We start from the raw sequence: 18358 nt of genomic DNA, 5'->3' as shown, positions 1-18358 counted from the left end.
AAAGTTAGGTCAGGGAGATGAGTTTGACCCGCAAAGAGCCGCAATTCCTGTTCGATTTCGGCAGCCCGAACGCCTATCTCAGTCATCTCGCGATTCCCGCGATCGAGCAGCGCATCGGCGTCAAGTTCGAATATGTCCCGATCCTGCTCGGCGGCATCTTCAAGTCGACCAACAACAAGTCGCCGGCCGAAACGCTCGCCGGCGTCAAGAACAAGCGTGAATTCCTGCAGGTCGAGACCGAGCGCTTCATCAAGCGCTTCAAGGTTCAGCCCTATGTCTGGAATCCGCACTTTCCCGTCAACACGCTGAACCTGATGCGCATGGCGATCGCGGCGCAAGCGGAGGGCGTGTTCGAGAAATACGTCGAGGCCGCTTTCCACCACATGTGGCGCGAGCCGAAGAAGATGGACGATCCTGAAGTCGTCGCGAAGGCGCTGGAGGCCTCGGGGCTCGATGCCCAGAAGCTGTTCGCCCGCGCGCAGGAGCCCGACGTGAAGGGCAAGCTGATCAAGAATACCGAGGAAGCCGTGGCTCGCGGCGCGTTCGGCTCGCCGACTTTCTTCGTCGGCAACGAGATGTTCTTCGGCAAGGAGCAGCTCCGCGAGGTCGAGGAGATGGTGTCGGGAAAGTGAAGCGCGCGAATGGCAAGTAGCGAATAGCGAGTGGAAATCGCGCCTGCTATTCGCTACTCCCTATTCGCTATTCGCCAAGAAAAGAACGGAGCATCCCATGCGTATCCTCGTGGTCGGCGCCGGCGCCATCGGTGGCTATTTTGGTGGCAGGCTGTTGCAGGCCGGCCGCGACGTCACCTTCCTGGTCCGGCCGCGCCGGGCCAACGAGCTCGCGAGCGCCGGGCTCGTCATCAAGAGCCCCAATGGCGATGTGACCTTGGCGAATCCGCCGACCGTGCAGGCCGACGCGCTCAAGGACAAGTTCGACGTCGTGCTCCTGAGCTGCAAGGCGTTCGATCTCGACGACGCCATCACATCGTTTGCCGCGGCCGTCGGGCCGAACACCGCGATCATCCCGATGCTGAACGGCATGCGCCATCTCGACATCCTCGACGGCAAGTTCGGCAAGGAGCGCGTGCTCGGCGGCCTCTGCGCCATCGCGGCAACCTTGAACGAGAAGCGTGAGGTGGTGCAGCTCCAGCCGATGCAGGCGATCAGTTACGGCGAGCGCGACGGCAAGCTGTCGGATCGCGTCAAGGCGATCGATGAAGCCTTCAAGAGCGGCATCACCGGCGCCGCCGCCAGCCAGAACATCATGCAGGACATGTGGGAGAAGTGGGTATTCCTCTCCTCGCTCGCAGCGTCCACCAGCCTGATGCGGACCTCCGTCGGCAACATCCTCGCAGCGCCCGGCGGCCGGGATTTCCTGCTCGGCATGCTGGACGAGACCAGTGCGATCGCCACTGCGTCGGGCTATCCGCCAGGCGGGCCGTTCTTCGAACGGGTGAAAGGCAATCTCACCGCGGAGGGATCGCCGATGACCGCCTCGATGTTCCGCGACATCAAGGCCGGCCTGCCGGTCGAAGCTGATCACGTCATCGGCGACCTCATCGCGCGCGCCGACGCCGCCAAGGTGCCGGTGCCGAAGCTGCGCATCGCGTATACGCATTTGAAGGCGTACGAAAAGCAGCGGGCGGAGTAGTGGCCGGCCACACATTTGGTGTGGCGTTTGCGGCAACTATTTCAGATGCGCGAGATAGTGCGAGACGGCGGTGATTTCCTCGTCGCTCATGTGATAGGCGACATCGGCCATCGCGGCGACGCCGCCGCCGACGCGCTGGCCCGCCTTGTAGTCATGCAGCGCCTTGACCAGATATTCCTCGCGTTGACCCGCGAGCCGCGCGACCGCCTTGGTGCCGGCGAAGCTGTCGGTGTGACATGAGGCGCAGCGGCGGCCGGCGGCAACTTGCGCGCCCTTCTTCGACAGGTCCGGATCGCCGTCGTCCGCTGCCTTCGGCGGCGTCATCTGGGAAAAATAGGCGCCGAAGCTGCGGATGTCCTCGTTGGTGATCTCCTCGACGATCGGCTTCATCTGGTCGTTCTTGCGCGAGCCGGCGCGGAAGAACACCAGCTGCCACTGGATGAATTGATCGGGCTGCCCGGCCAGCGAGGGGATGTTCTCGGTCTGCGAAATGCCGTTCTCGCCGTGACAGCCGGAGCAGACCGAGGCCTTCTCCTTGATCGCGGAATTATCGGCGGCCTGGGCCGGGATGAAGGCCGGCGCTGCGAGCAATAGCGCACCGATAGCGTACGACAAAAACTGACGGCGCATGATGAGGATTCCGATCTATCGAGCCCGTCATTCCGGAGCGTGCGGAGGACGAGCTCCGATGCGCGATTGCGCATCCGAGAATCCATAACCACCAGTCGGGGTTATGGGTTCCGGGCTTGCGCTGGCGCGCGGTCCGGAACGACAGTGAAAGACCTTGTCATGAAAGAGGCTGCGGCCGTCACCCGGTCGCAGCCTCTTCGCAAAGTCGCGCTTACTTCTTGCTGTAGCTGATGCGATAGATCGCGCCGGCCCAGTCGTCGGCAACCAGGATCGATCCATCCTTGGCAAGGATGATGTCGTCAGGACGACCGAGATAACCCTGGTCACCCTCGATCCAGCCGGAGGCGAACACCTCCTGCTTGGGGTTCTTGCCATCAGGCCCGACGATCACGCGCATGATGCGGCCGCCCTGATATTTGTGTCGATTCCAGGAGCCGTGCTCGGCGATCAGGATGTTATTCTTGTACTCGGCGGGGAACTGGTCGCCGGTGTAGAACTTCATGCCGAGCGGAGCGACATGGGCGCCGAGATTCAGCACGGGCGGCGTGAACTCGGAGCACTTGTGGCCCATCGCGAACTTGTCGTCCGGCAGATTGCCCTGGTGACAGTAGGGATAGCCGAAATGCTCGCCGATCTTGTTGATCATGTTCAGCTTGTCTGAGGGCAGATCATCGCTGATCCAGTCGCGGGCATTCTCGGTGAACCAGTACTTGCCGGTGCGCGGATCGACGTCGCCGCCGACCGAGTTGCGCACGCCGAGCGCATAGATCTCCGCGTTGCCGGTCTTGGGATCGACGCGCCGGATCTGCGAGACGCTGGTCGGCGGGATGCCGATGTTGAAGGGCGGTCCGAACGGAATGTAGAACCAACCTTCTTTGTCGACCGCGATGTACTTCCAGCCATGCGCGGCGTAGGACGGCATGTCGTCATAGACGACCTTGCCCTCGCCGGGATTGTCGAGCTTGTTCTCGATGTCGTCGTAGCGGATCAATTTGTCGACCGCGATGACGTAGAGCGCGCCGTCCTTGACGGCGAGGCCGGTGGGCATGTTCAGCCCCTTGAGGATGGTCTTGACCTCTTTCTTCCCGCCATTGTCCTTGATGGCATAGACGTTGCCGAGGCCGAACGAGCCGACGAACAGCGTGCCCTTGTCACCCCAGGCCATTTGCCGCGCAGCCAGCACACCGGAGGCATAGACCTCCATCTTGAAGCCCGGCGGCAGCTTGACCTTCTTGATGATGTTGGCGAGCTCGGCGTCGGAAGCGCCGGTCGGCGGGCCGGACGGCGGCGCTAGGCCCTTCTGCGCCTCGGTCTCGTCGCCCAGGAACCAGTCATCCGGCGGATGGGTCCAGAATTCCTTGGTGCCGGATTCGTATTTCTTGAGTGGCTTGCTCTTGTCTTGCGCGCTGGCAGCACTGGTCCCGGCAAGAAGGGCCACGGCTGCAAGCGCCAACACGGATCGATGGAACACCGATGTCATCGCGTCACTCCCCTAAGGCAGCCGTCAGGGCTGCGATTTATTTTATTTTGCTAGTCGAGAGGCGAAGTTTTGGGTCCGTCGGGACGACAGACGCAAAAAGGTTAGCACATCTGCGAGCGCTGAGAAGCGCGGCGCACGCACCGCAGTTGCGCCGCATAAAAATTGAGACGGAGTGTCAACAAGCGAACGGCGTGACGACAGCGCTCTCGCTGCAACGCGGAATCAAGGCCGAGAGCCGGAAAACAAAAAACGCGAAAACAACCCCATGCACAGTAGAACGGCGCAGCTCGCGCCGCGCGGGGGCGAGCCCCGCAGGCAGTTGACTCGTCGGGCAAAAGAGCAATCGCTGTGCTTACCCGGCGACGGGGTAGGGTCCGTCGTCGAACACCATGTCGTGATAGCCTTTCGCGCCGATCTCGCGCGCCAGCCTACTGCGAAAATCGCGGCCCTCGCGCAGGCTGCGCAGCACATGCGCGAAATCGTACTCCGGCCGCCAGCCCAGCTCGCGACGCGCGCGTTCGTTGACATAGACACGGTCGATCTCGCGGAACAGGTTCCAGCCCCGCGCCGCATAGAGCTCCGCGCAATCCGGATAGAGCTCACGCACGACACCAGCCGCATCGCGCGCCAGTGCCGCGAGATGACGCGGCTCGAACGGACTGGTGGCCGAGACGATGTAACGGCCAAACCCGATCTTTGCCGCGCGCTCGACGGCGAGCAGATGAGCGCTTACCGCGTCCGCGATATCCAGCCGGCGATAGAGCAGCTCATTGGCCTGCGCGTTGTCCAGCGCGTAAGCCGACCGCATCGCGGGATCATCGTCGTCCTCCGGAAAGAAGCGCGAGGTCCGCAACACGACCACCGGCAGGCCGCGCTCGCGAAAGAACAGCTCGCACAGCGTCTCCGCCATCAATTTGGTGGTGCCGTAGATGTTCTTCGGGACCGGCGGCAGATCCTCGGTGACCCAGACCGCAGCCAGTCCGGCCTCGGGCCGAAGCTGCGAGCCGAACGCGCTGGTGGTGCTGGTGAAGACGAAGCTCTTCACACCGGCCGAAGCCGCCGCCTCGAGCAGATTGAGCGTGCCCGTGACGTTGGTGTCGACGAAATCCCGCTTGGTGTGGGTCGCCACATGCGGCTTGTGCAGCGTCGCGGTGTGGATCAGGGCGGAGACGCCGTCCATCTGGGCCCACACGAAGCCGGGATCGACGATCGAGCCGACGGCATCGGTGAACGGCGAGGGCTTCAGGTCGATCCCGCGCACAGGCGAGCCGCGCCCACGCAGGGTGCGGATGATGGCTTCACCGAGATGGCCGGCGCTGCCGGTGACCAGGATTGTCATTGCGCCCCCAAGACAGCCGCCAGCCGCGTGGAGAACCACGGTTCCGTACGGTTTGGCTGGATGCTCTGGGAAAATTTGGAGCGGGCGAAGGGGCTCGAACCCTCGACCCCGACCTTGGCAAGGTCGTGCTCTACCACTGAGCTACACCCGCATCCTGTGTCGGTCGCGTGACGCGCCGGCAACGGCTGTCGTATGCCAAAAGCGGGAGGGGAATGCAACAGCTACCGGCGGCATCAATTGGCATTCGAGGGCGCTATTTGGGCCCCTCCTGCGGCCAAACGGCCCGAAAAGGTCCCGGAACCGCCGAATCGGCCGCGGTGGATTGAAATTCGGCCCATTCGGCCCAATTTAGGAGCCGACAGCAAAGCACAGGAAGCGGCGACGTGCTAAAGAGCCGCCATTCCGGACATCAGACGAGGGGATCCCGTGACGATCATCGACCAGGGTAACGGAGCCGCAAACCCGGCCGCCGCCGATCTGATCAAGGACACCACCACCCAGACCTTCGTGAAGGACGTCATCGAGGAATCGAAGCGCCAGCCGGTGCTGATCGACTTCTGGGCGGAGTGGTGCGGCCCCTGCAAGCAGCTCACCCCCGTGCTGGAAAAGGCGGTCAGGGCGGCCAAGGGCAAGGTCAAGCTGGTCAAGATGAACATCGACCAGCACCCCGCGATCCCGGGCCAGATGGGCATCCAGTCGATCCCGGCCGTGATCGCCTTCGTCAACGGCCAGCCGGCCGACGGCTTCATGGGCGCGGTGCCCGAGAGCCAGCTCAACGCCTTCATCGAGAAGCTGACCAAGGGCGTGACCGCGCCGGGCGAGCCGAATATCGCCGAAATCCTGCAGGAGGCCGAAGCCGTCCTCGCGGAGGGCGATGCCGCGGCTGCCGCGCAGATCTATGCCGAGGTGCTCCAGTACGATTCGACCAACATCGCCGCGCTCGCGGGCCTCGCAAAATGCTACGCCACCTCCGGCGCGATGGAGCAGGCCAAGCAGACGCTGGCCATGGTGCCGGAATCCAAGCGCAACGACCCCGCGGTGAAGGCCGTGCAGACCACGATCGATCTCGCCGAGCAGGCGCAATCGCTCGGGCCGGTCGCGGAGCTGGAACAGAAAGTCGCCGCAAACCCGCTCGATCATCAGGCCCGATTCGACCTGGCGACCGCGCTCAACGCGAAAGGCGACCGCACGGCTGCCACCGCGCAGCTGCTCGAGATCGTCAGGCGCGACCGCAAATGGAACGACGACGGCGCCCGCAAGCAGCTGGTGCAGTTCTTCGAGGCCTGGGGCGGCACGGATGATGCAACCGTCGAGGGACGCAAGCGTTTGTCGACGATCCTGTTTTCGTAAGGCGCGCTGGCAAGGCCAGGGGGACCGGGCAGATGCCGATCAACATCGAATATCGCGGGCCCGCCGACCTCCCGGAGATCATTCCGGTGTTTCCGCTGCCGGGCGCGCTGCTGCTGCCCCGCGGCCAGATGCCGCTCAACATCTTCGAGCCGCGCTACCTTGCGATGGTCGACGACAGCTTCCGCGACGGCCATCGGCTGATCGGCATGATTCAGCCCGACGTCGCGCACTCCCCGAAGGATTCCGACAAACCGACCCTGTTCCGGGTCGGCTGCGTCGGCCGCATCACCCAGCTCGCCGAATCCGGCGACGGCCGCTACATCCTCGAGCTCACCGGCGTCTCGCGCTTCAAGGTGGTCGAGGAGCTCGAGGTGCTCACGGCCTACCGGCAGTGCAAGGTGGATTTCTTCGCCTACGCCGATGACTTCACCGCGCGCATGGGCGAGGAGGAGGTCGACCGCGAGGCGCTGCTTTCAGTGCTGGCGGACTTCCTGAAGGCCAACAATCTCAAGGTCGACTGGGAGGGCGTCGAGAGCGCGCCCAACGAGGCGCTCGTCAATGCGCTGGCGATGATGTCACCCTATGGCCCCGCGGAGAAGCAGGCCATGCTGGAGGCGCCCGACCTGAAGACCCGCGCCGAGATCCTGATCGCGGTCACCGAGATGGACCTCGCCAAGAAGCGTACCAGCGGCGATCCGCCGCTGCAGTGAGACGGCGATTCAGCCTGATCGCATCGCGCCTCAGGCTGCGCAGATGGCCGCTTCGGCCTCCCGCTGCGCCGGTTGCGCGATCCCTAAGGCCTGCATGGGCCGGCTGAAATAATAGCCCTGCGCCTCTGCACAGCCCTCCTCGCGCAGAATGGCCAGCTGCTCCTGGGTTTCGACGCCCTCGGCGGTCGTCGTCTTGCCGAGGCTGACGGCGAATGCAACCACGGCGCGGGCGATCCGATGCGCCTCTTCGCCCTCGCTGGCGAGCTCGCTGACGAAGCTGCGGTCGATCTTGACCTTGTCGAACGGAAACTTCTGCAGGAAGCTGAGCGACGAATAGCCCGTGCCGAAATCGTCGAGGGCAATGCGCACGCCGAGCTCACGCAACTGTTCGAGGGCTGCGAACACCGCTTCGCTGTCATGCATGATGACCGTCTCGGTGATCTCGAGCTCGAGCCTTTGCGGAGCAATCCCCGAGGCCGCGAGGGCGCCGACGATGATGGAGACGAGCTCCTTGCTCCTGAACTGGGCGGGAGACAGGTTGATTGCGATCGTGAGATCGGAAGGCCAGTTGGCGGCTTCAGTGCAGGCCGCCCTCAAGACCCATTCGCCGATAGGCAGGATCAGGCCGGTTTCCTCCGCGAGCGGAATGAACTCGCCAGGAAGGACCAGACCGCGCTCGGGGTGATGCCACCGCAACAACGCCTCATAGCCGCAGATCCGTCCGCTCTCCACGCTCACAAACGGCTGGTAATGGAGCTCGAATTCGCCCCGCGCCAGCGCTTTCCGCATATCTTTTTCCAGGTTGCGCCGGACGTGGATGAGCTGGTCCAGCTCCGGCTCGAAGAAACGGAATGCGCCGCGTCCGCCGGCCTTCGCCGCGTAGAGGGCGAGATCGGCGCTCTTGAGAATGACATCGGAATCGGCGCCATCGCGGGGCGCAATGGCGATCCCGATGCTGGCTCCCACCGTGACTTGATGGTCGCCGAGGTCAAAGGGTTCGCAGAGCGCCGTCTTGATCCTCTCGGCGAGAGTGGCCGCCTCTTCGGCCGGATTGGTCACGTAGTCCACGACGGCGAACTCGTCGCCGCCGAGCCGGGCGATCAACGTCGTTTCCCTGCTGCACTGGCGCAAGCGCGTCGCCACCGCGCGCAACAGCAAATCGCCCGCCGGATGTCCAAGCGTGTCGTTGACCTCCTTGAAGCGGTCGAGATCGAGCATGAGGACCGCCAGATGGAGGTCTCCATTGCGCGTGATGGCAGAGGCCTGGTCCAAACGCGCCCTCATCAGCACGCGATTTGGCAATTCCGTCAGCGCGTCGTGCTGCGCCATGTAGGCGATCTTGGCTTCGGACCGGCGTTGCTCCGTGACATCGAGATGGGTTGCCACCCAGCCGCCGCCGGCCATCGGCTGCCGTGTCACGCAGATCAACCGGCCATCGGCGAACTCGTCGATCCGGCTCGACACCGCATTGACGGGCAGGGCATCGAGCTTCGAGATTTGCTGCTCGGCGGCGGCGGCGCTGGTATCGCCCTTGAGTGTGCCGCTGATGATGCGATGCCTGATGATATCGCTATGCGGCGTTCCCGCGCGCAGCAGCTCCGGCGGCAGACGGTACAAATTGGCGTAACGCTCGTTGCAGATCACGAGCCGCTTCGCGGCATCGAACATGCAAAGGCCCTCGACCATATGGTTGATCGCCGTATCCAGCCTCAGCGTCTGCTCCCGCAATTCGTGCTGCGAATCCTCGAGCTGCTGCCGGGCGTCCGAGAGCTGGCTGATGATCCCCTCGAACTTGGCGGTTCTGCTTGCCAGGCGCCGGTCGGCCAGCACGCCGATCAGGCTCATGCCGAGCACCGACAGCGCGACACCGGCGATCGAAAGCGCGAGCACGGCCGGGGACAACGACAAGGCGCCCGTCGCACGCGTCGGATCCGGCGTGATGTGCACGGCACCCATCGCAGTGAAATGATGCGAGATGATGGCTAGCGTCAGCAGGACTGCCGCCGCGAGCGTTCCCTGGTAGTGCCGATACTTGATCGCGACGGCCAGGGCGGCATAGCCGAAGCACACGCCGAGTGTGATCGAGACCAGCACGAGATCCAGCGACCACGCGACGCGGCCCGGCACTTCAAGGGCCCACATGCCGAGATAGTGCATGCTGGCAATGCCGCCACCGATGATGACGCCGCCTGTCTCCGGGCGCCACCGGCCGGAATCGCCGGCCGCAACGCCGAAGCCCACCGACGTCAGCAGCATTGCGGTCGCCAGCGAAAGCGATGTCAGCACGATGCCGTAGCCGGTCGCGACTCCGGGCTCGTAGGCGAGCATGGCGACGAAATGCGTCGCCCAGATTCCGTATCCGATCGCAGCGCCGGCGATCGCGATCCAGATCAGGCGCGTTCTTGCGCGCGCCGCGATCGCACGGTGGAAAATACTGACCGCGACGATGCTCGCGACGAAGCAGACCAGACCAGCGAGCAGGACCAGCCGCCAATCGTGCTCAACGGTAAGACAGGAGAAAATGCGGAACATCTAGTACCGCTCCATCGTCAATATGGTCGATCGTGGGCCGGCTAAGCGTCCTTTGCGTTAATCCCGTGCAATGTCCGGTTGCATGCTTACCGGCACGTTAATGCTTCGGATTCGATTCGAATTTGCCTGGCATTCCTATGCCTCCTGTCGCAATCCCGCCCAAACTGGGCGAAGGGCGTGCAACAATCGGCAACGAATATCTAGAGGCGATTGCGAATGCGCTTGCGTCCCGTGATCATCGCGCGGATCAGATTCTCGCGCTGGAGAATCCCCATCAGCAGCACGCCGAGCACATGCAGCACGACCAGGACGATGGCCGCGTCCGATGAATAATGGTGGGTGTCTTCGACCCACCAGACGCCGAAGAAGGTGACGGTGACCGACATCGCGCCGGTGACCGCCGAGACGGTGAGCGAGACCAACAGCGCCACCAGCATCAACGTGCCGGCGGGATTGAGTCCGATATAGCGGCCGGTGATGCCGCGGCGCAGATTCCAGAGATAGCCCGGCGCGGCGCGGAGCCGGGCCCTGATCATGCGGAAGCGCGAATAGCGGCTTCCCCAGAAGCCCCAGACGAAGCGGAAGGCGAGAAGGCCGAGCACCGTATAGCCGACGATGCGGTGCAGCCGATCATAGACGGTGGGCGTGAACCACGCGGCCAGGACGCAGGCCGCGAAAGCCCAGTGCCAGAGGCGCAGTGGGAGGTCCCAGACTGCGACCGTCCGCGAAGCGGTTCGATCCGCGGGGGTCCTGTCGGACGCCCCGCGCGCTTCTGGCATCGCTTCTTCAATCAAGCAAAGACCATCCTCGAGCCCTGCTTTGCGCAGATCAATTCGCGCAGCCGATTTACTTGGCTATTTGCTTGGCTATTTACTTGGCGATCGTGTGCTTCAGGCTGAGATCTTCGGGGCTGTAGAACAGCTCGTAAAGCTTGCCTTCCTTGACGCCATAGACCTCGTAGCACGAGCCTTCGATCTTGGAGCGGCGCACTTCATAGCCGAGCGCCTTGGCCTTGGCTTCGGCCTCGCTGGCCGGCTTCCACGACGCCTTGTCGAGCTTGGTGCAGTCCTTGAAACCATCGGCCATGGCCGCCGACCCCATGCCGATCCCGACCGTCAGTGCAATGGCAACAACACGAATGACCTTCACGAACATCTCCTCCTCTGTCGTGCGCGCTACGCGAGGTGCGAAGCGGAAGTGAAGGAAGCAAAGGGGATGATGAAGTCAATCCGGTACGGGCACGCCGCGCTTTAGATAAGTTCTATTGTTGAGTTTAGACTGGTTCTAACATGGACGAAAACGTGAGCGCGCTCTGAGGAGAATGCGGATTCGGCCGACCAGTGCGGCCTTACGCCTCACGGTCCGGATAAACGGCCGGCCTCACCAGCCGCGTTACGCCGCGCTTCGCATTCCCGGATAATTGTGCTGCAGCCAGTCCGTCCAACGGAGACGTCCGCGCACACCCTGGCTGACGACGAAGCCCATGTCGCGCGCCTTCGCCTCGGACAGGCCGATTGGCAGGATTTTCCGGTGCAGTTGCCTTGCATCCCGGTATTGGCGGGCGAAGGCAACGAGATCGAGAGCTTCGGGGCCACCAATCTCCGCACGTACGCCGCGCTTCCCGTCGAACGCGCAGGTCACGACGTGATCGGCGACATCCGATGTATCGACAGGATTGAACAGCGTGGTCGGCACCGGCCATACCGGGAGCCAAGCGAGGCTCGAGAGCAATTTGTCGAGCAGGTAATAGAACGGCATCGCGCGAACGACGGACCAGGACAAAGCCGAGGCACGCACCAGCTGTTCGCCGGCGAGCTTGACCCGAGCGTAGGGCAGGGTTGCCTGCTCGAGCCCGACGATCGAAACATGCAGGACGTGTTGCACCTCGGTTTGCCCGCAGAGCGACAGCAGCCGCTCCGTTCCCTCGACGTCCACGGCGGAAGGCGATCGGAAGAAATCGATCGGACGAACGCCGCCGCGCCGTGCGATCGGCGAATAGGTCGCCGCATTGATCACCGTATCGACGTCATGCAGGGCGTGCCGCAACCCCGCGCCTGTGGCGAGATCGCCTGTGGCCCATTCGACGTCCGTCCGTAGGCCGGGAGAACGTGCAAACACCCGGACGCGACGTCCGTCGCGAACCAGGCGATCGACGATATCCCGACCGAGGTGCCCTGTACCTCCGGTGACGAGCGTCAGCGCCATGATTCAACTCCCGTCGATCTTGCGCGACGGCTCGCCAGTGGGGACGAGCACGGTCTCGCCTGTCGCTACGAGGGTCAACGCATCTTGCTCATCGGCCGCGAACAGCTCGGCGCGGGCGAACACCTGCCTGCGCCCTGCGCGGAGCGTCGTTCCCTTGGCGAGGAAGGAACGACCGATGGCCGGCCTCAGGCAGCTCATCGAGAAATGCGATGCGGTGACCGCGCCCACGAGCGTTGCTGCGGCGAACCCGCAGGCCGTGTCGAGCAGGGCCGCGATCAGGCCGGCGTGGAGATGCCCGGAATACTGGGTGAGCTCGTCGCGCCAATTCATGCGAATGGTCGCCTCGCCCTTGCCGGCCGCAACAACGTCGAAGCCCGCGGCGCGGTTGAACGCCGCGGACGCGTTGACCGCCTCAAGCGCTGGCAGGTCGAATCCGTGCGGCATGCTCATGCGCGGCTCCATCGTGGGGTGCGGCCTTCGAGGTTGCTCCTGACCGCTTCGACATGATTGACGGAGCCGAGCAGCGCCGCCTGTTCGGCAGTCTCCGCGGCGAGACCGGTTGCCACCTGGCAAGTTGCGGACAGTTTGAGCAGCCGCTTGGCGGCACGGATCGCATCAGGGCTGCGGCCAGCAATCTCACGCGCCGTTGCCAGTGCGGCGGCCACGGGATCATCGACGAGCCGCGTTGCAAAGCCGTAGGTAACCGCTTCGTCGGCCGAAAAAACGCGCCCGGTATAGGTCAGCTCACGCACAATATCCTCGCGCGCGAGATGGCGCATCAATTGCGTGCCGCACATATCCGGCACCAGACCCCATTTCGTCTCGATCACCGCGAGCTTCGTATCGGGCGCGAGGTAGCGCAGGTCGGCGCCGAGCGCGAGCTGGAATCCGCCGCCGAAGGCAATGCCGTGCACCGCTGCGATCACGGGCACCGGCAGCTCGCGCCACAGCCAGACGAGGTGCTGGGCATAATTCGCGACGCCGTGGGTTCGCTGCGTGAGGTCCACGGGCGGAAGCAGCGGCTCGCCTCGCGTCGTCGCGACAAGGCGCTCCAGGTCGAGGCCCGCGCAGAATGCGCGTCCCTCGCCGGAGAGCACGACGGCCCGAATCTCCGGGCTGTCGCGCAGGTCTGCGCCGGCTTCGATGAGCGCCGCGAACATCGCTGGATCGAGCGCATTCATCTTGTCCGGGCGGTTCAGGCGGACGTGGGCCACGTCATCCACGACAGTCACACGGACGCGATCAGTCATCGTGCTACTCCTTTGGCGCGGACCGGCAGCCTCAATATCCGGCGACCGCCAGCGCGACCACGGCCGCGAGAGCCTTCCAGCCGAAGCCGCGTCCGCGCGACCACCACGCGTTGGCGACGGCCGCAAAGCCGTAGACGGCGACGATGGTCGCAACGATCCAGTGCCGTGCGCTGTCCGATCCCAACATCGGCGCCGCAAGCAGCAGCACGCCGCCGCCGATCCAGGCGACCGTCCCGGCCTGCCAGACCAGGCGGATCAGCATGCGCAGGCTTTCCGGGGTGATGGTCGCCCTGGCGAACACCTTGGTTTCGCCCAGCACGCCATGGATCAGGGCGACCACGATCCCCGCGACGCCGGCACATTGCAGCAGCAGATCACGCATCGGCAGACCTCGCCTCCTCCGTCCATACAGTGCTGTATGGAGAGATAGGCGCTGGTCTGCGTCCTGTCAATACACTAGTGTATGGTCAAATCCCGGGAACCCGACATGACCGACCAGCTTTCCGCCGACGACTGGATCAAGGCAGGCCTCAAGGCGCTCGCCAGCAGCGGCTTCACCGCGCTCAAGGCCGATCCCCTGGCAAAGGCCATGGGGGTGTCGCGCGGCAGCTTCTACTGGCATTTCGCCGATCTCGGCGCGTTCCACGCCGCCGTGCTGAAGCGCTGGCGCGAGATTGCAGCGGAGCAGATCATCGCCGACGTCGAGGCCGCCGGCGACGAGCCGTTGAAGGCGCTGCTGCGCAGGACGTTCGGCGCGCGGCTCGATCTCGAACGCGCGGTGCGCAACTGGGCGGCCTTCGATGCGGCGGCACAGGGTGCCGTGCGCGCGATCGACCGCCGCAGGCTCGACTATATCGAAGGGCTGCTGACGAAACGCGGGCTCGGGGCGGCGACGGCGCAGGCCCGCGCACAGATTCTCTATTGGACGTTTCTCGGCTTCGCGCTTTCGGGCGCGCCGGTGCCGGCGGCACGGCTGCAGCCCATGCTCGACGAGGTCTTGACGATGGTCTCCGCTTGAGCCCGCGATGGGCGGTGGCGAATTTCTGTGCTAGAGGCAGCCGAACGCCGGAGACCAAAATGAATACGCCCACCGAACGTCCCGAAGCCAGCGTCGATCCCAAATTGCTGGAGATTCTCGTCTGCCCGCTGACCAAGGGCCCGCTGGAGTTCGATTCCGCCAAGCAGGAGCTGATCTCGCGCGGCGCCAAGCTCGCCTATCCGATCCGCGACGGCATCCCGATCATGCTGCCGGAAGAGGCGCGGAAGATCGATTGAGTTTCTCGTAGCCCGGATGGAGCGCAGCGCAATCCGGGAATCCTTGCGCTGACGGTGCAGCGACCCCGGATTACGCTGCGCTCCATCCGGGCTACGAAAATCCTACAACGCTTCGCCCTTCAACAGCCGTGGCACCTCGCCCGTGAGCCCGGCGGCCTGGCGGATGAAGAGGTTCTTCAGCGGCGGGGCGCGGTCGACGAGTCCGAGGCCGATGTCGCGGACGGTGCGCAGCAGCGTCGACTGGTTGGAAAACAGGAAGTTCAGCGAGTTGGTGGCAACGCCCATCGCCATGGTGTCGAAGCGGCGCCAGCGCTGGTAGCGCTCGAGCACGTCGGTCCCGCCGAGATCCATGCCGAGCCGCGCGGCATCGACGACGACTTCGGCCAAGGCTGCGACATCCTTCAAGCCCATGTTGAGGCCCTGGCCCGCAATGGGGTGGATGACATGGGCGGCATCGCCGACCAGCGCGAGCCGGGTGGCGATGAAGGAGCGCGCGACGAAATAGGACAGCGGAAACGCGCGCGGCTTGTCGAGCGCCTTGACCTCGCCGAGATGCAGGCCAAACCGCTGCTCGAGCTCGGCGTGAAATTCATCATCGCTGAGCGCAACGATGCGCGCGGCCTCGGCCCGGCGCTCGGTCCACACCAGCGAGGAGCGCTTGCCCGAGAGCGGCAGGATCGCGAAGGGACCAGCCGGCAGGAAATGCTCCTCGGCGCGGCCCTCATGATCGCGCTCGTGGCCGACCGTGACGACGATGCCGGATTGGTCGTACTCCCAGCCGTGGGTCGCGATGCCCGCGCGCTCGCGCAGCTTTGACCGCGCGCCATCGGCGGCGACCAGAAGACTGGCGGCGATCACGCTGCCGTCGCCCAGCGTCACGTCGATGCCTTCGGGCCGCGCGTCGTAGGACGCCACGGTGGTGGCACGGAGATCAATGCCCTCGGCTTCCGCACGCGCCGTCAGCGCATCGATCAGGCGGCGGTTCTCGACCATATGCGCAAAGGGCTCGCCCGGCGCGACGTCGCCCGCGAAGTTCAGGAAGACCGGACGGGTAGCGTCCTCCAGCTTGGAATCAGTGACGACCATGTCGAGGATCGGCTGCGCCTCGGCCCTGACGTCGTCCCAGGCGCCGATCACCTCGAACAGGCGGCGGCAGGCGGCCACGATCGCGGTCGCGCGGGGGTCGCGGCTGGGACGTGTCGCGAGCGCGGGATCGGCGACGATGACGGGGATCTCGGGGCCGAGCCCCTGGCGTAACGCCAAGGCCAGCGCTAGGCCGGCAAACGCGCCGCCGCCAATGACAATGCTTCCCTGTACCGACATACCCAAATTCCCGGTCAATTCTCGGTCTTGCTAGCAGACTTGAGCTGGGCGAAACAGTGCGGTGAAACAAGGGCGGCGAGCCCTTCGTTCCCGTCATTCCGGGGCGCGCAATGCGCGAGCCCGGAATATCGAGGTTATCAGCTCGGGATTCCGGGTTCATCGCTGGCGCGATGTTCCGGAATGACGAGACAATTGAAAGCACCCGATGTCCAAGAGCCTGATCGACCTCATTTCGATCCTCGACCTCGAACAGCTCGAGGTGAACCTGTTCCGCGGCAACAGCCCGAAGACGAGCTGGCAGCGCGTGTTCGGCGGCCAGGTGATCGGGCAGGCGATGGTCGCGGCCTGCCGCACCGTCGAGGGGCGGCTGCCGCATTCGCTGCATTGCTATTTCATCCTGCCCGGCGATCCGCAGATCCCGATCATCTACCAGGTCGAACGTCTGCGCGACGGCAAGAGCTATTCGACCCGCCGGGTCACCGCGATCCAGCACGGCAACGCCATCTTCTCGATCATGGTCTCGTTCCATGCCGAGGAGGAAAGCGCCTTCGATCACCAGGACAAGATGCCCGACGTGCCGCCGCCGGAGAAGCTCACGGCAGAGGAGGTGGCGAAGCAGCCGATGTTCAAGGAGATGCCGGAGTTCATCCGCCGCTATTATGAATCGGACCGGCCGATCGAGCTGCGTCCGGTCGAGCTCGGCCGCTATTTCGGCCAGAAGATCGACGACGGCCGCATCCATGTCTGGATCAAGACCGCCGCGAAGCTGCCTGACGACCCGGCGCTGCACATGTGCGCGCTCGCCTATGCCTCGGACTTCTCGCTGCTGGATGCGATCATGGCGCGCTATGGCCGCACGCTGTTCGACAAGCGCATGATGCCGGCGAGCCTCGATCACGCCATGTGGTTTCACCGCCCGTTCCGCGCCGACGAATGGCTGCTCTACGCCCAGGATTCGCCGAATGCGCGCGGCGGCCGCGGCTTGACCCGCGGCTCGATCTTCAAGCCCGACGGCACGTTGGTCGCCTCCGTCGCGCAGGAAGGCTCCGTGCGCGAGCGGAAGGGATGATCACCTCGAACGCGAGGTCTCGCGTTCGAGGTCTTTAAGCTCATGCACCAAGAGACCCGCGCGGAGCGAGCTCGGTCTGCGACGCGAACCAGTTCATGATCCAGCGATACACCCACGGAATCGGGATGATCAGGCTGCTCAGGATCGCAGCGACGATGCCGCGCCAGAGGATGTCGAGACCGGAGCCCTTGAACACGATCTCGCGCCGCGTGCCCTCGATGCTGCGGCAGAACCAGCGCATCTGGGCTGCGGCGACCCAGGCCCAGCCGATAATGGTGATGATGGAAATCGCAAACAGCAAATTCCAGCCGATATAGGCCCAGACCGAGCCGGTGAAGCTCAAGCCCAGCGGCTGCCCGTTGGAGGCGAGGTTGGCGATCATCCATTTGACCAGCAGCCAGTAGAGCACGATCTGGACGATGAACAGCAGATTGCTCAGCAGCTGGCTGCCGACGAAACCGATCGCGATCGCCAGAACGATGAAGCCGAAGAACCATGGCACCAGCGTCATCGCAGTGCCGGTGAAGCTGAGATTCGGCCGTCCGGGGACCTTCACGCAGGGCACGATCCAGTTCAGGTACCAGACGAACAGCCACGGCACCGGGATGATGAAGCACGAGCCGATCACGAAGACGAGCGTGCGCCAGGTGAACTCGAGGATGCCGAAATCGACGGCCAGCGATCCGCCGCCGGCGTCACCAGCATAACCACGGGAGCCCATCATCGGCGGGCCGCCGGCCGGGATCATCGGCGGCGCGCCGCCGCCCCCGACCAGGCCGGGGATTTCGGCGGCCTTTTGCCAGCCGGCCATGCCCTGGGTCCACACCAGCGTATCCGGGCGCACCACACCCTGGGCAACGAGGTCGCGGAATTGCCCTTCCGGAAAGGGCCCCTGCTGCTTGCCCTCGGATGCGTAGAACCAACTCGCCATGAAGCGTCCCCTCAAAATACTTATGTACCGCTCGGCCGGCCCGGGTTCACCGTATCCATGCCAAAAATGCATTGTGAAGGATGAACGGTTGCCCTGTACAGAGGCGGCCGTTCACATGACCGCCCTTGGCCAAACGTTTTTGCGCTTCAATCTGCAAGTTTTTTGTGCCATTTGCCCGGAAAGATGCCAGATTGACGCAGCGCCGGGGACATACGGCGCGGCGCATCCCGGGGAATAGGCCTGACCATGAAACTCGTCGTCGCGATCATCAAACCCTTCAAGCTCGATGAGGTCCGCCAGGCCCTGACGGCGATCGGCGTCCACGGCATGACTGTGACCGAGGTGAAGGGTTATGGCCGGCAGAAGGGCCATACCGAGATCTATCGCGGCGCCGAATATGTCGTGAACTTCCTGCCCAAGCTGCGCATCGAGATCGCGGTGGCCTCCGACATCGCCGACAAGGCCGTCGGTGTGATCACGGCCTCCGCCCGCACCGGGCAGATCGGCGACGGCAAGATCTTCGTCACGCCGATCGACCACGCGCTGCGCATCCGCACCGGCGAAACCGACAGCGACGCGCTCTAACAAAAACTCATTTTTCGATCGCACCA

General features: G+C 64.3%; 20 protein-coding genes and 1 tRNA gene. 8 read left to right on the top strand and 13 right to left on the bottom strand.

Annotated features, from left to right (window positions below):
* The first annotated feature begins 17 nt into the window (after positions 1 to 17).
* A complete protein-coding gene (locus tag ML401_RS01215; protein ID WP_285809231.1) occupies positions 18 to 632 on the top strand; it encodes a 2-hydroxychromene-2-carboxylate isomerase in 615 nt (204 codons plus the stop codon).
* Between the two features lie 97 nt (positions 633 to 729).
* A complete protein-coding gene (panE, locus tag ML401_RS01210; RefSeq protein WP_285809229.1) occupies positions 730 to 1653 on the top strand; it encodes a 2-dehydropantoate 2-reductase in 924 nt (307 codons plus the stop codon).
* A 36-nt stretch (positions 1654 to 1689) separates the two neighbouring features.
* Here panE and ML401_RS01205 read toward each other — a convergent pair whose 3' ends face one another.
* The 4 genes from ML401_RS01205 to ML401_RS01190 form a co-directional block, all read right to left on the bottom strand.
* A complete protein-coding gene (locus tag ML401_RS01205; RefSeq protein ID WP_285809228.1) occupies positions 1690 to 2283 on the bottom strand; it encodes a c-type cytochrome in 594 nt (197 codons plus the stop codon).
* 211 nt (positions 2284 to 2494) lie between these two features.
* Positions 2495 to 3763, bottom strand: a complete 1269-nt coding sequence (locus ML401_RS01200) for a sorbosone dehydrogenase family protein (RefSeq protein WP_194405305.1) — start codon at positions 3761 to 3763, stop codon at positions 2495 to 2497.
* Positions 3764 to 4115: 352 nt separating this feature from the next.
* Positions 4116 to 5102: an NAD(P)-dependent oxidoreductase gene (locus ML401_RS01195; RefSeq protein ID WP_285809227.1), complete on the bottom strand. Its 987-nt coding sequence runs from the start codon at positions 5100 to 5102 to the stop codon at positions 4116 to 4118.
* Positions 5103 to 5178: 76 nt separating this feature from the next.
* Positions 5179 to 5253, bottom strand: a tRNA-Gly gene (locus ML401_RS01190).
* Between the two features lie 275 nt (positions 5254 to 5528).
* On the opposite strand from ML401_RS01190, the gene trxA reads away from it, so the two are divergent.
* Positions 5529 to 6452, top strand: coding sequence for a thioredoxin (trxA, locus tag ML401_RS01185; RefSeq protein WP_194405303.1), 924 nt, complete (start codon positions 5529 to 5531; stop codon positions 6450 to 6452).
* 32 nt (positions 6453 to 6484) lie between these two features.
* Entirely contained in the window at positions 6485 to 7162 is a 678-nt protein-coding gene (locus tag ML401_RS01180) for an LON peptidase substrate-binding domain-containing protein (protein ID WP_285809225.1), read from the top strand.
* A gap of 30 nt (positions 7163 to 7192) precedes the next feature.
* On the opposite strand, the gene ML401_RS01175 is transcribed toward ML401_RS01180, so the two are convergent.
* The 7 genes from ML401_RS01175 to ML401_RS01145 all read right to left on the bottom strand — a co-directional run bounded on the left by ML401_RS01175 (position 7193) and on the right by ML401_RS01145 (position 13531).
* On the bottom strand, positions 7193 to 9694 hold the full coding sequence (locus tag ML401_RS01175; RefSeq protein ID WP_285809223.1) for an EAL domain-containing protein: 2502 nt from the start codon (positions 9692 to 9694) through the stop codon (positions 7193 to 7195).
* A gap of 200 nt (positions 9695 to 9894) precedes the next feature.
* Positions 9895 to 10488: a cytochrome b/b6 domain-containing protein gene (locus ML401_RS01170; RefSeq protein ID WP_376717336.1), complete on the bottom strand. Its 594-nt coding sequence runs from the start codon at positions 10486 to 10488 to the stop codon at positions 9895 to 9897.
* A gap of 76 nt (positions 10489 to 10564) precedes the next feature.
* Complete coding sequence (locus tag ML401_RS01165) at positions 10565 to 10843, bottom strand: PepSY domain-containing protein (RefSeq protein WP_063198686.1); 279 nt, start codon at positions 10841 to 10843, stop codon at positions 10565 to 10567.
* A 243-nt stretch (positions 10844 to 11086) separates the two neighbouring features.
* Positions 11087 to 11899, bottom strand: coding sequence for an SDR family oxidoreductase (locus ML401_RS01160; RefSeq protein ID WP_285809217.1), 813 nt, complete (start codon positions 11897 to 11899; stop codon positions 11087 to 11089).
* A gap of 3 nt (positions 11900 to 11902) precedes the next feature.
* Positions 11903 to 12349 carry a PaaI family thioesterase gene (locus ML401_RS01155; protein ID WP_212064696.1) on the bottom strand — a complete coding sequence of 149 codons (447 nt, stop codon included), beginning with the start codon at positions 12347 to 12349 and terminating at the stop codon, positions 11903 to 11905.
* Positions 12346 to 13149, bottom strand: a complete 804-nt coding sequence (locus ML401_RS01150) for a crotonase/enoyl-CoA hydratase family protein (RefSeq protein ID WP_285809213.1) — start codon at positions 13147 to 13149, stop codon at positions 12346 to 12348. Before ML401_RS01150 ends, ML401_RS01155 begins: the two co-directional genes overlap by 4 nt.
* A 31-nt stretch (positions 13150 to 13180) precedes the next feature.
* Complete coding sequence (locus ML401_RS01145) at positions 13181 to 13531, bottom strand: hypothetical protein (protein ID WP_063198691.1); 351 nt, start codon at positions 13529 to 13531, stop codon at positions 13181 to 13183.
* Between the two features lie 105 nt (positions 13532 to 13636).
* Between ML401_RS01145 and ML401_RS01140 the strand changes: the two genes are divergently transcribed.
* Positions 13637 to 14167: a TetR/AcrR family transcriptional regulator gene (locus ML401_RS01140; protein ID WP_285809210.1), complete on the top strand. Its 531-nt coding sequence runs from the start codon at positions 13637 to 13639 to the stop codon at positions 14165 to 14167.
* 59 nt (positions 14168 to 14226) lie between these two features.
* The gene (locus ML401_RS01135; RefSeq protein ID WP_211415184.1) at positions 14227 to 14424 is read left to right on the top strand and encodes a Trm112 family protein; all 198 of its coding nucleotides are present in this window, start codon (positions 14227 to 14229) and stop codon (positions 14422 to 14424) included.
* A gap of 102 nt (positions 14425 to 14526) precedes the next feature.
* On the opposite strand, the gene ML401_RS01130 is transcribed toward ML401_RS01135, so the two are convergent.
* Positions 14527 to 15747: a ubiquinone biosynthesis hydroxylase gene (locus tag ML401_RS01130; protein ID WP_285809208.1), complete on the bottom strand. Its 1221-nt coding sequence runs from the start codon at positions 15745 to 15747 to the stop codon at positions 14527 to 14529.
* A 205-nt stretch (positions 15748 to 15952) separates the two neighbouring features.
* On the opposite strand from ML401_RS01130, the gene tesB reads away from it, so the two are divergent.
* The gene (gene tesB, locus ML401_RS01125; RefSeq protein ID WP_194405292.1) at positions 15953 to 16816 is read left to right on the top strand and encodes an acyl-CoA thioesterase II; all 864 of its coding nucleotides are present in this window, start codon (positions 15953 to 15955) and stop codon (positions 16814 to 16816) included.
* Positions 16817 to 16856: 40 nt separating this feature from the next.
* Here tesB and ML401_RS01120 read toward each other — a convergent pair whose 3' ends face one another.
* Positions 16857 to 17747 carry a DUF4339 domain-containing protein gene (locus tag ML401_RS01120; RefSeq protein ID WP_285809206.1) on the bottom strand — a complete coding sequence of 297 codons (891 nt, stop codon included), beginning with the start codon at positions 17745 to 17747 and terminating at the stop codon, positions 16857 to 16859.
* Between the two features lie 246 nt (positions 17748 to 17993).
* On the opposite strand from ML401_RS01120, the gene ML401_RS01115 reads away from it, so the two are divergent.
* Entirely contained in the window at positions 17994 to 18332 is a 339-nt protein-coding gene (locus ML401_RS01115) for a P-II family nitrogen regulator (protein ID WP_027535359.1), read from the top strand.
* The last annotated feature ends 26 nt before the right edge of the window (positions 18333 to 18358 follow it).

It is taken from the genome of Bradyrhizobium sp. 62B (assembly GCF_030272265.2).
GTDB lineage: Bacteria > Pseudomonadota > Alphaproteobacteria > Rhizobiales > Xanthobacteraceae > Bradyrhizobium.
Note: the sequence above shows the minus strand (reverse complement) of the source record. Positions and strands in the feature narration are given on the sequence as shown.

Excerpts from the sequence above, each read along its gene's own strand:
- ML401_RS01130 (WP_285809208.1), bottom strand. The coding sequence starts at position 15,747 with ATGTCGGTACAGGGAAGCATTGTCATTGGCGGCGGCGCGTTTGCCGGC.
- ML401_RS01145 (WP_063198691.1), bottom strand. The coding sequence starts at position 13,531 with ATGCGTGATCTGCTGCTGCAATGTGCCGGCGTCGCGGGGATCGTGGTC.
- ML401_RS01150 (WP_285809213.1), bottom strand. The coding sequence starts at position 13,149 with ATGACTGATCGCGTCCGTGTGACTGTCGTGGATGACGTGGCCCACGTC.
- ML401_RS01140 (WP_285809210.1), top strand. The coding sequence starts at position 13,637 with ATGACCGACCAGCTTTCCGCCGACGACTGGATCAAGGCAGGCCTCAAG.
- tesB (WP_194405292.1), top strand. The coding sequence starts at position 15,953 with ATGTCCAAGAGCCTGATCGACCTCATTTCGATCCTCGACCTCGAACAG.
- ML401_RS01200 (WP_194405305.1), bottom strand. The coding sequence starts at position 3,763 with ATGACATCGGTGTTCCATCGATCCGTGTTGGCGCTTGCAGCCGTGGCC.
- ML401_RS01115 (WP_027535359.1), top strand. The coding sequence starts at position 17,994 with ATGAAACTCGTCGTCGCGATCATCAAACCCTTCAAGCTCGATGAGGTC.
- ML401_RS01205 (WP_285809228.1), bottom strand. The coding sequence starts at position 2,283 with ATGCGCCGTCAGTTTTTGTCGTACGCTATCGGTGCGCTATTGCTCGCA.
- ML401_RS01195 (WP_285809227.1), bottom strand. The coding sequence starts at position 5,102 with ATGACAATCCTGGTCACCGGCAGCGCCGGCCATCTCGGTGAAGCCATC.
- ML401_RS01175 (WP_285809223.1), bottom strand. The coding sequence starts at position 9,694 with ATGTTCCGCATTTTCTCCTGTCTTACCGTTGAGCACGATTGGCGGCTG.
- ML401_RS01215 (WP_285809231.1), top strand. The coding sequence starts at position 18 with ATGAGTTTGACCCGCAAAGAGCCGCAATTCCTGTTCGATTTCGGCAGC.
- ML401_RS01155 (WP_212064696.1), bottom strand. The coding sequence starts at position 12,349 with ATGAGCATGCCGCACGGATTCGACCTGCCAGCGCTTGAGGCGGTCAAC.
- panE (WP_285809229.1), top strand. The coding sequence starts at position 730 with ATGCGTATCCTCGTGGTCGGCGCCGGCGCCATCGGTGGCTATTTTGGT.
- ML401_RS01120 (WP_285809206.1), bottom strand. The coding sequence starts at position 17,747 with ATGGCGAGTTGGTTCTACGCATCCGAGGGCAAGCAGCAGGGGCCCTTT.
- ML401_RS01180 (WP_285809225.1), top strand. The coding sequence starts at position 6,485 with ATGCCGATCAACATCGAATATCGCGGGCCCGCCGACCTCCCGGAGATC.
- ML401_RS01160 (WP_285809217.1), bottom strand. The coding sequence starts at position 11,899 with ATGGCGCTGACGCTCGTCACCGGAGGTACAGGGCACCTCGGTCGGGAT.
- ML401_RS01135 (WP_211415184.1), top strand. The coding sequence starts at position 14,227 with ATGAATACGCCCACCGAACGTCCCGAAGCCAGCGTCGATCCCAAATTG.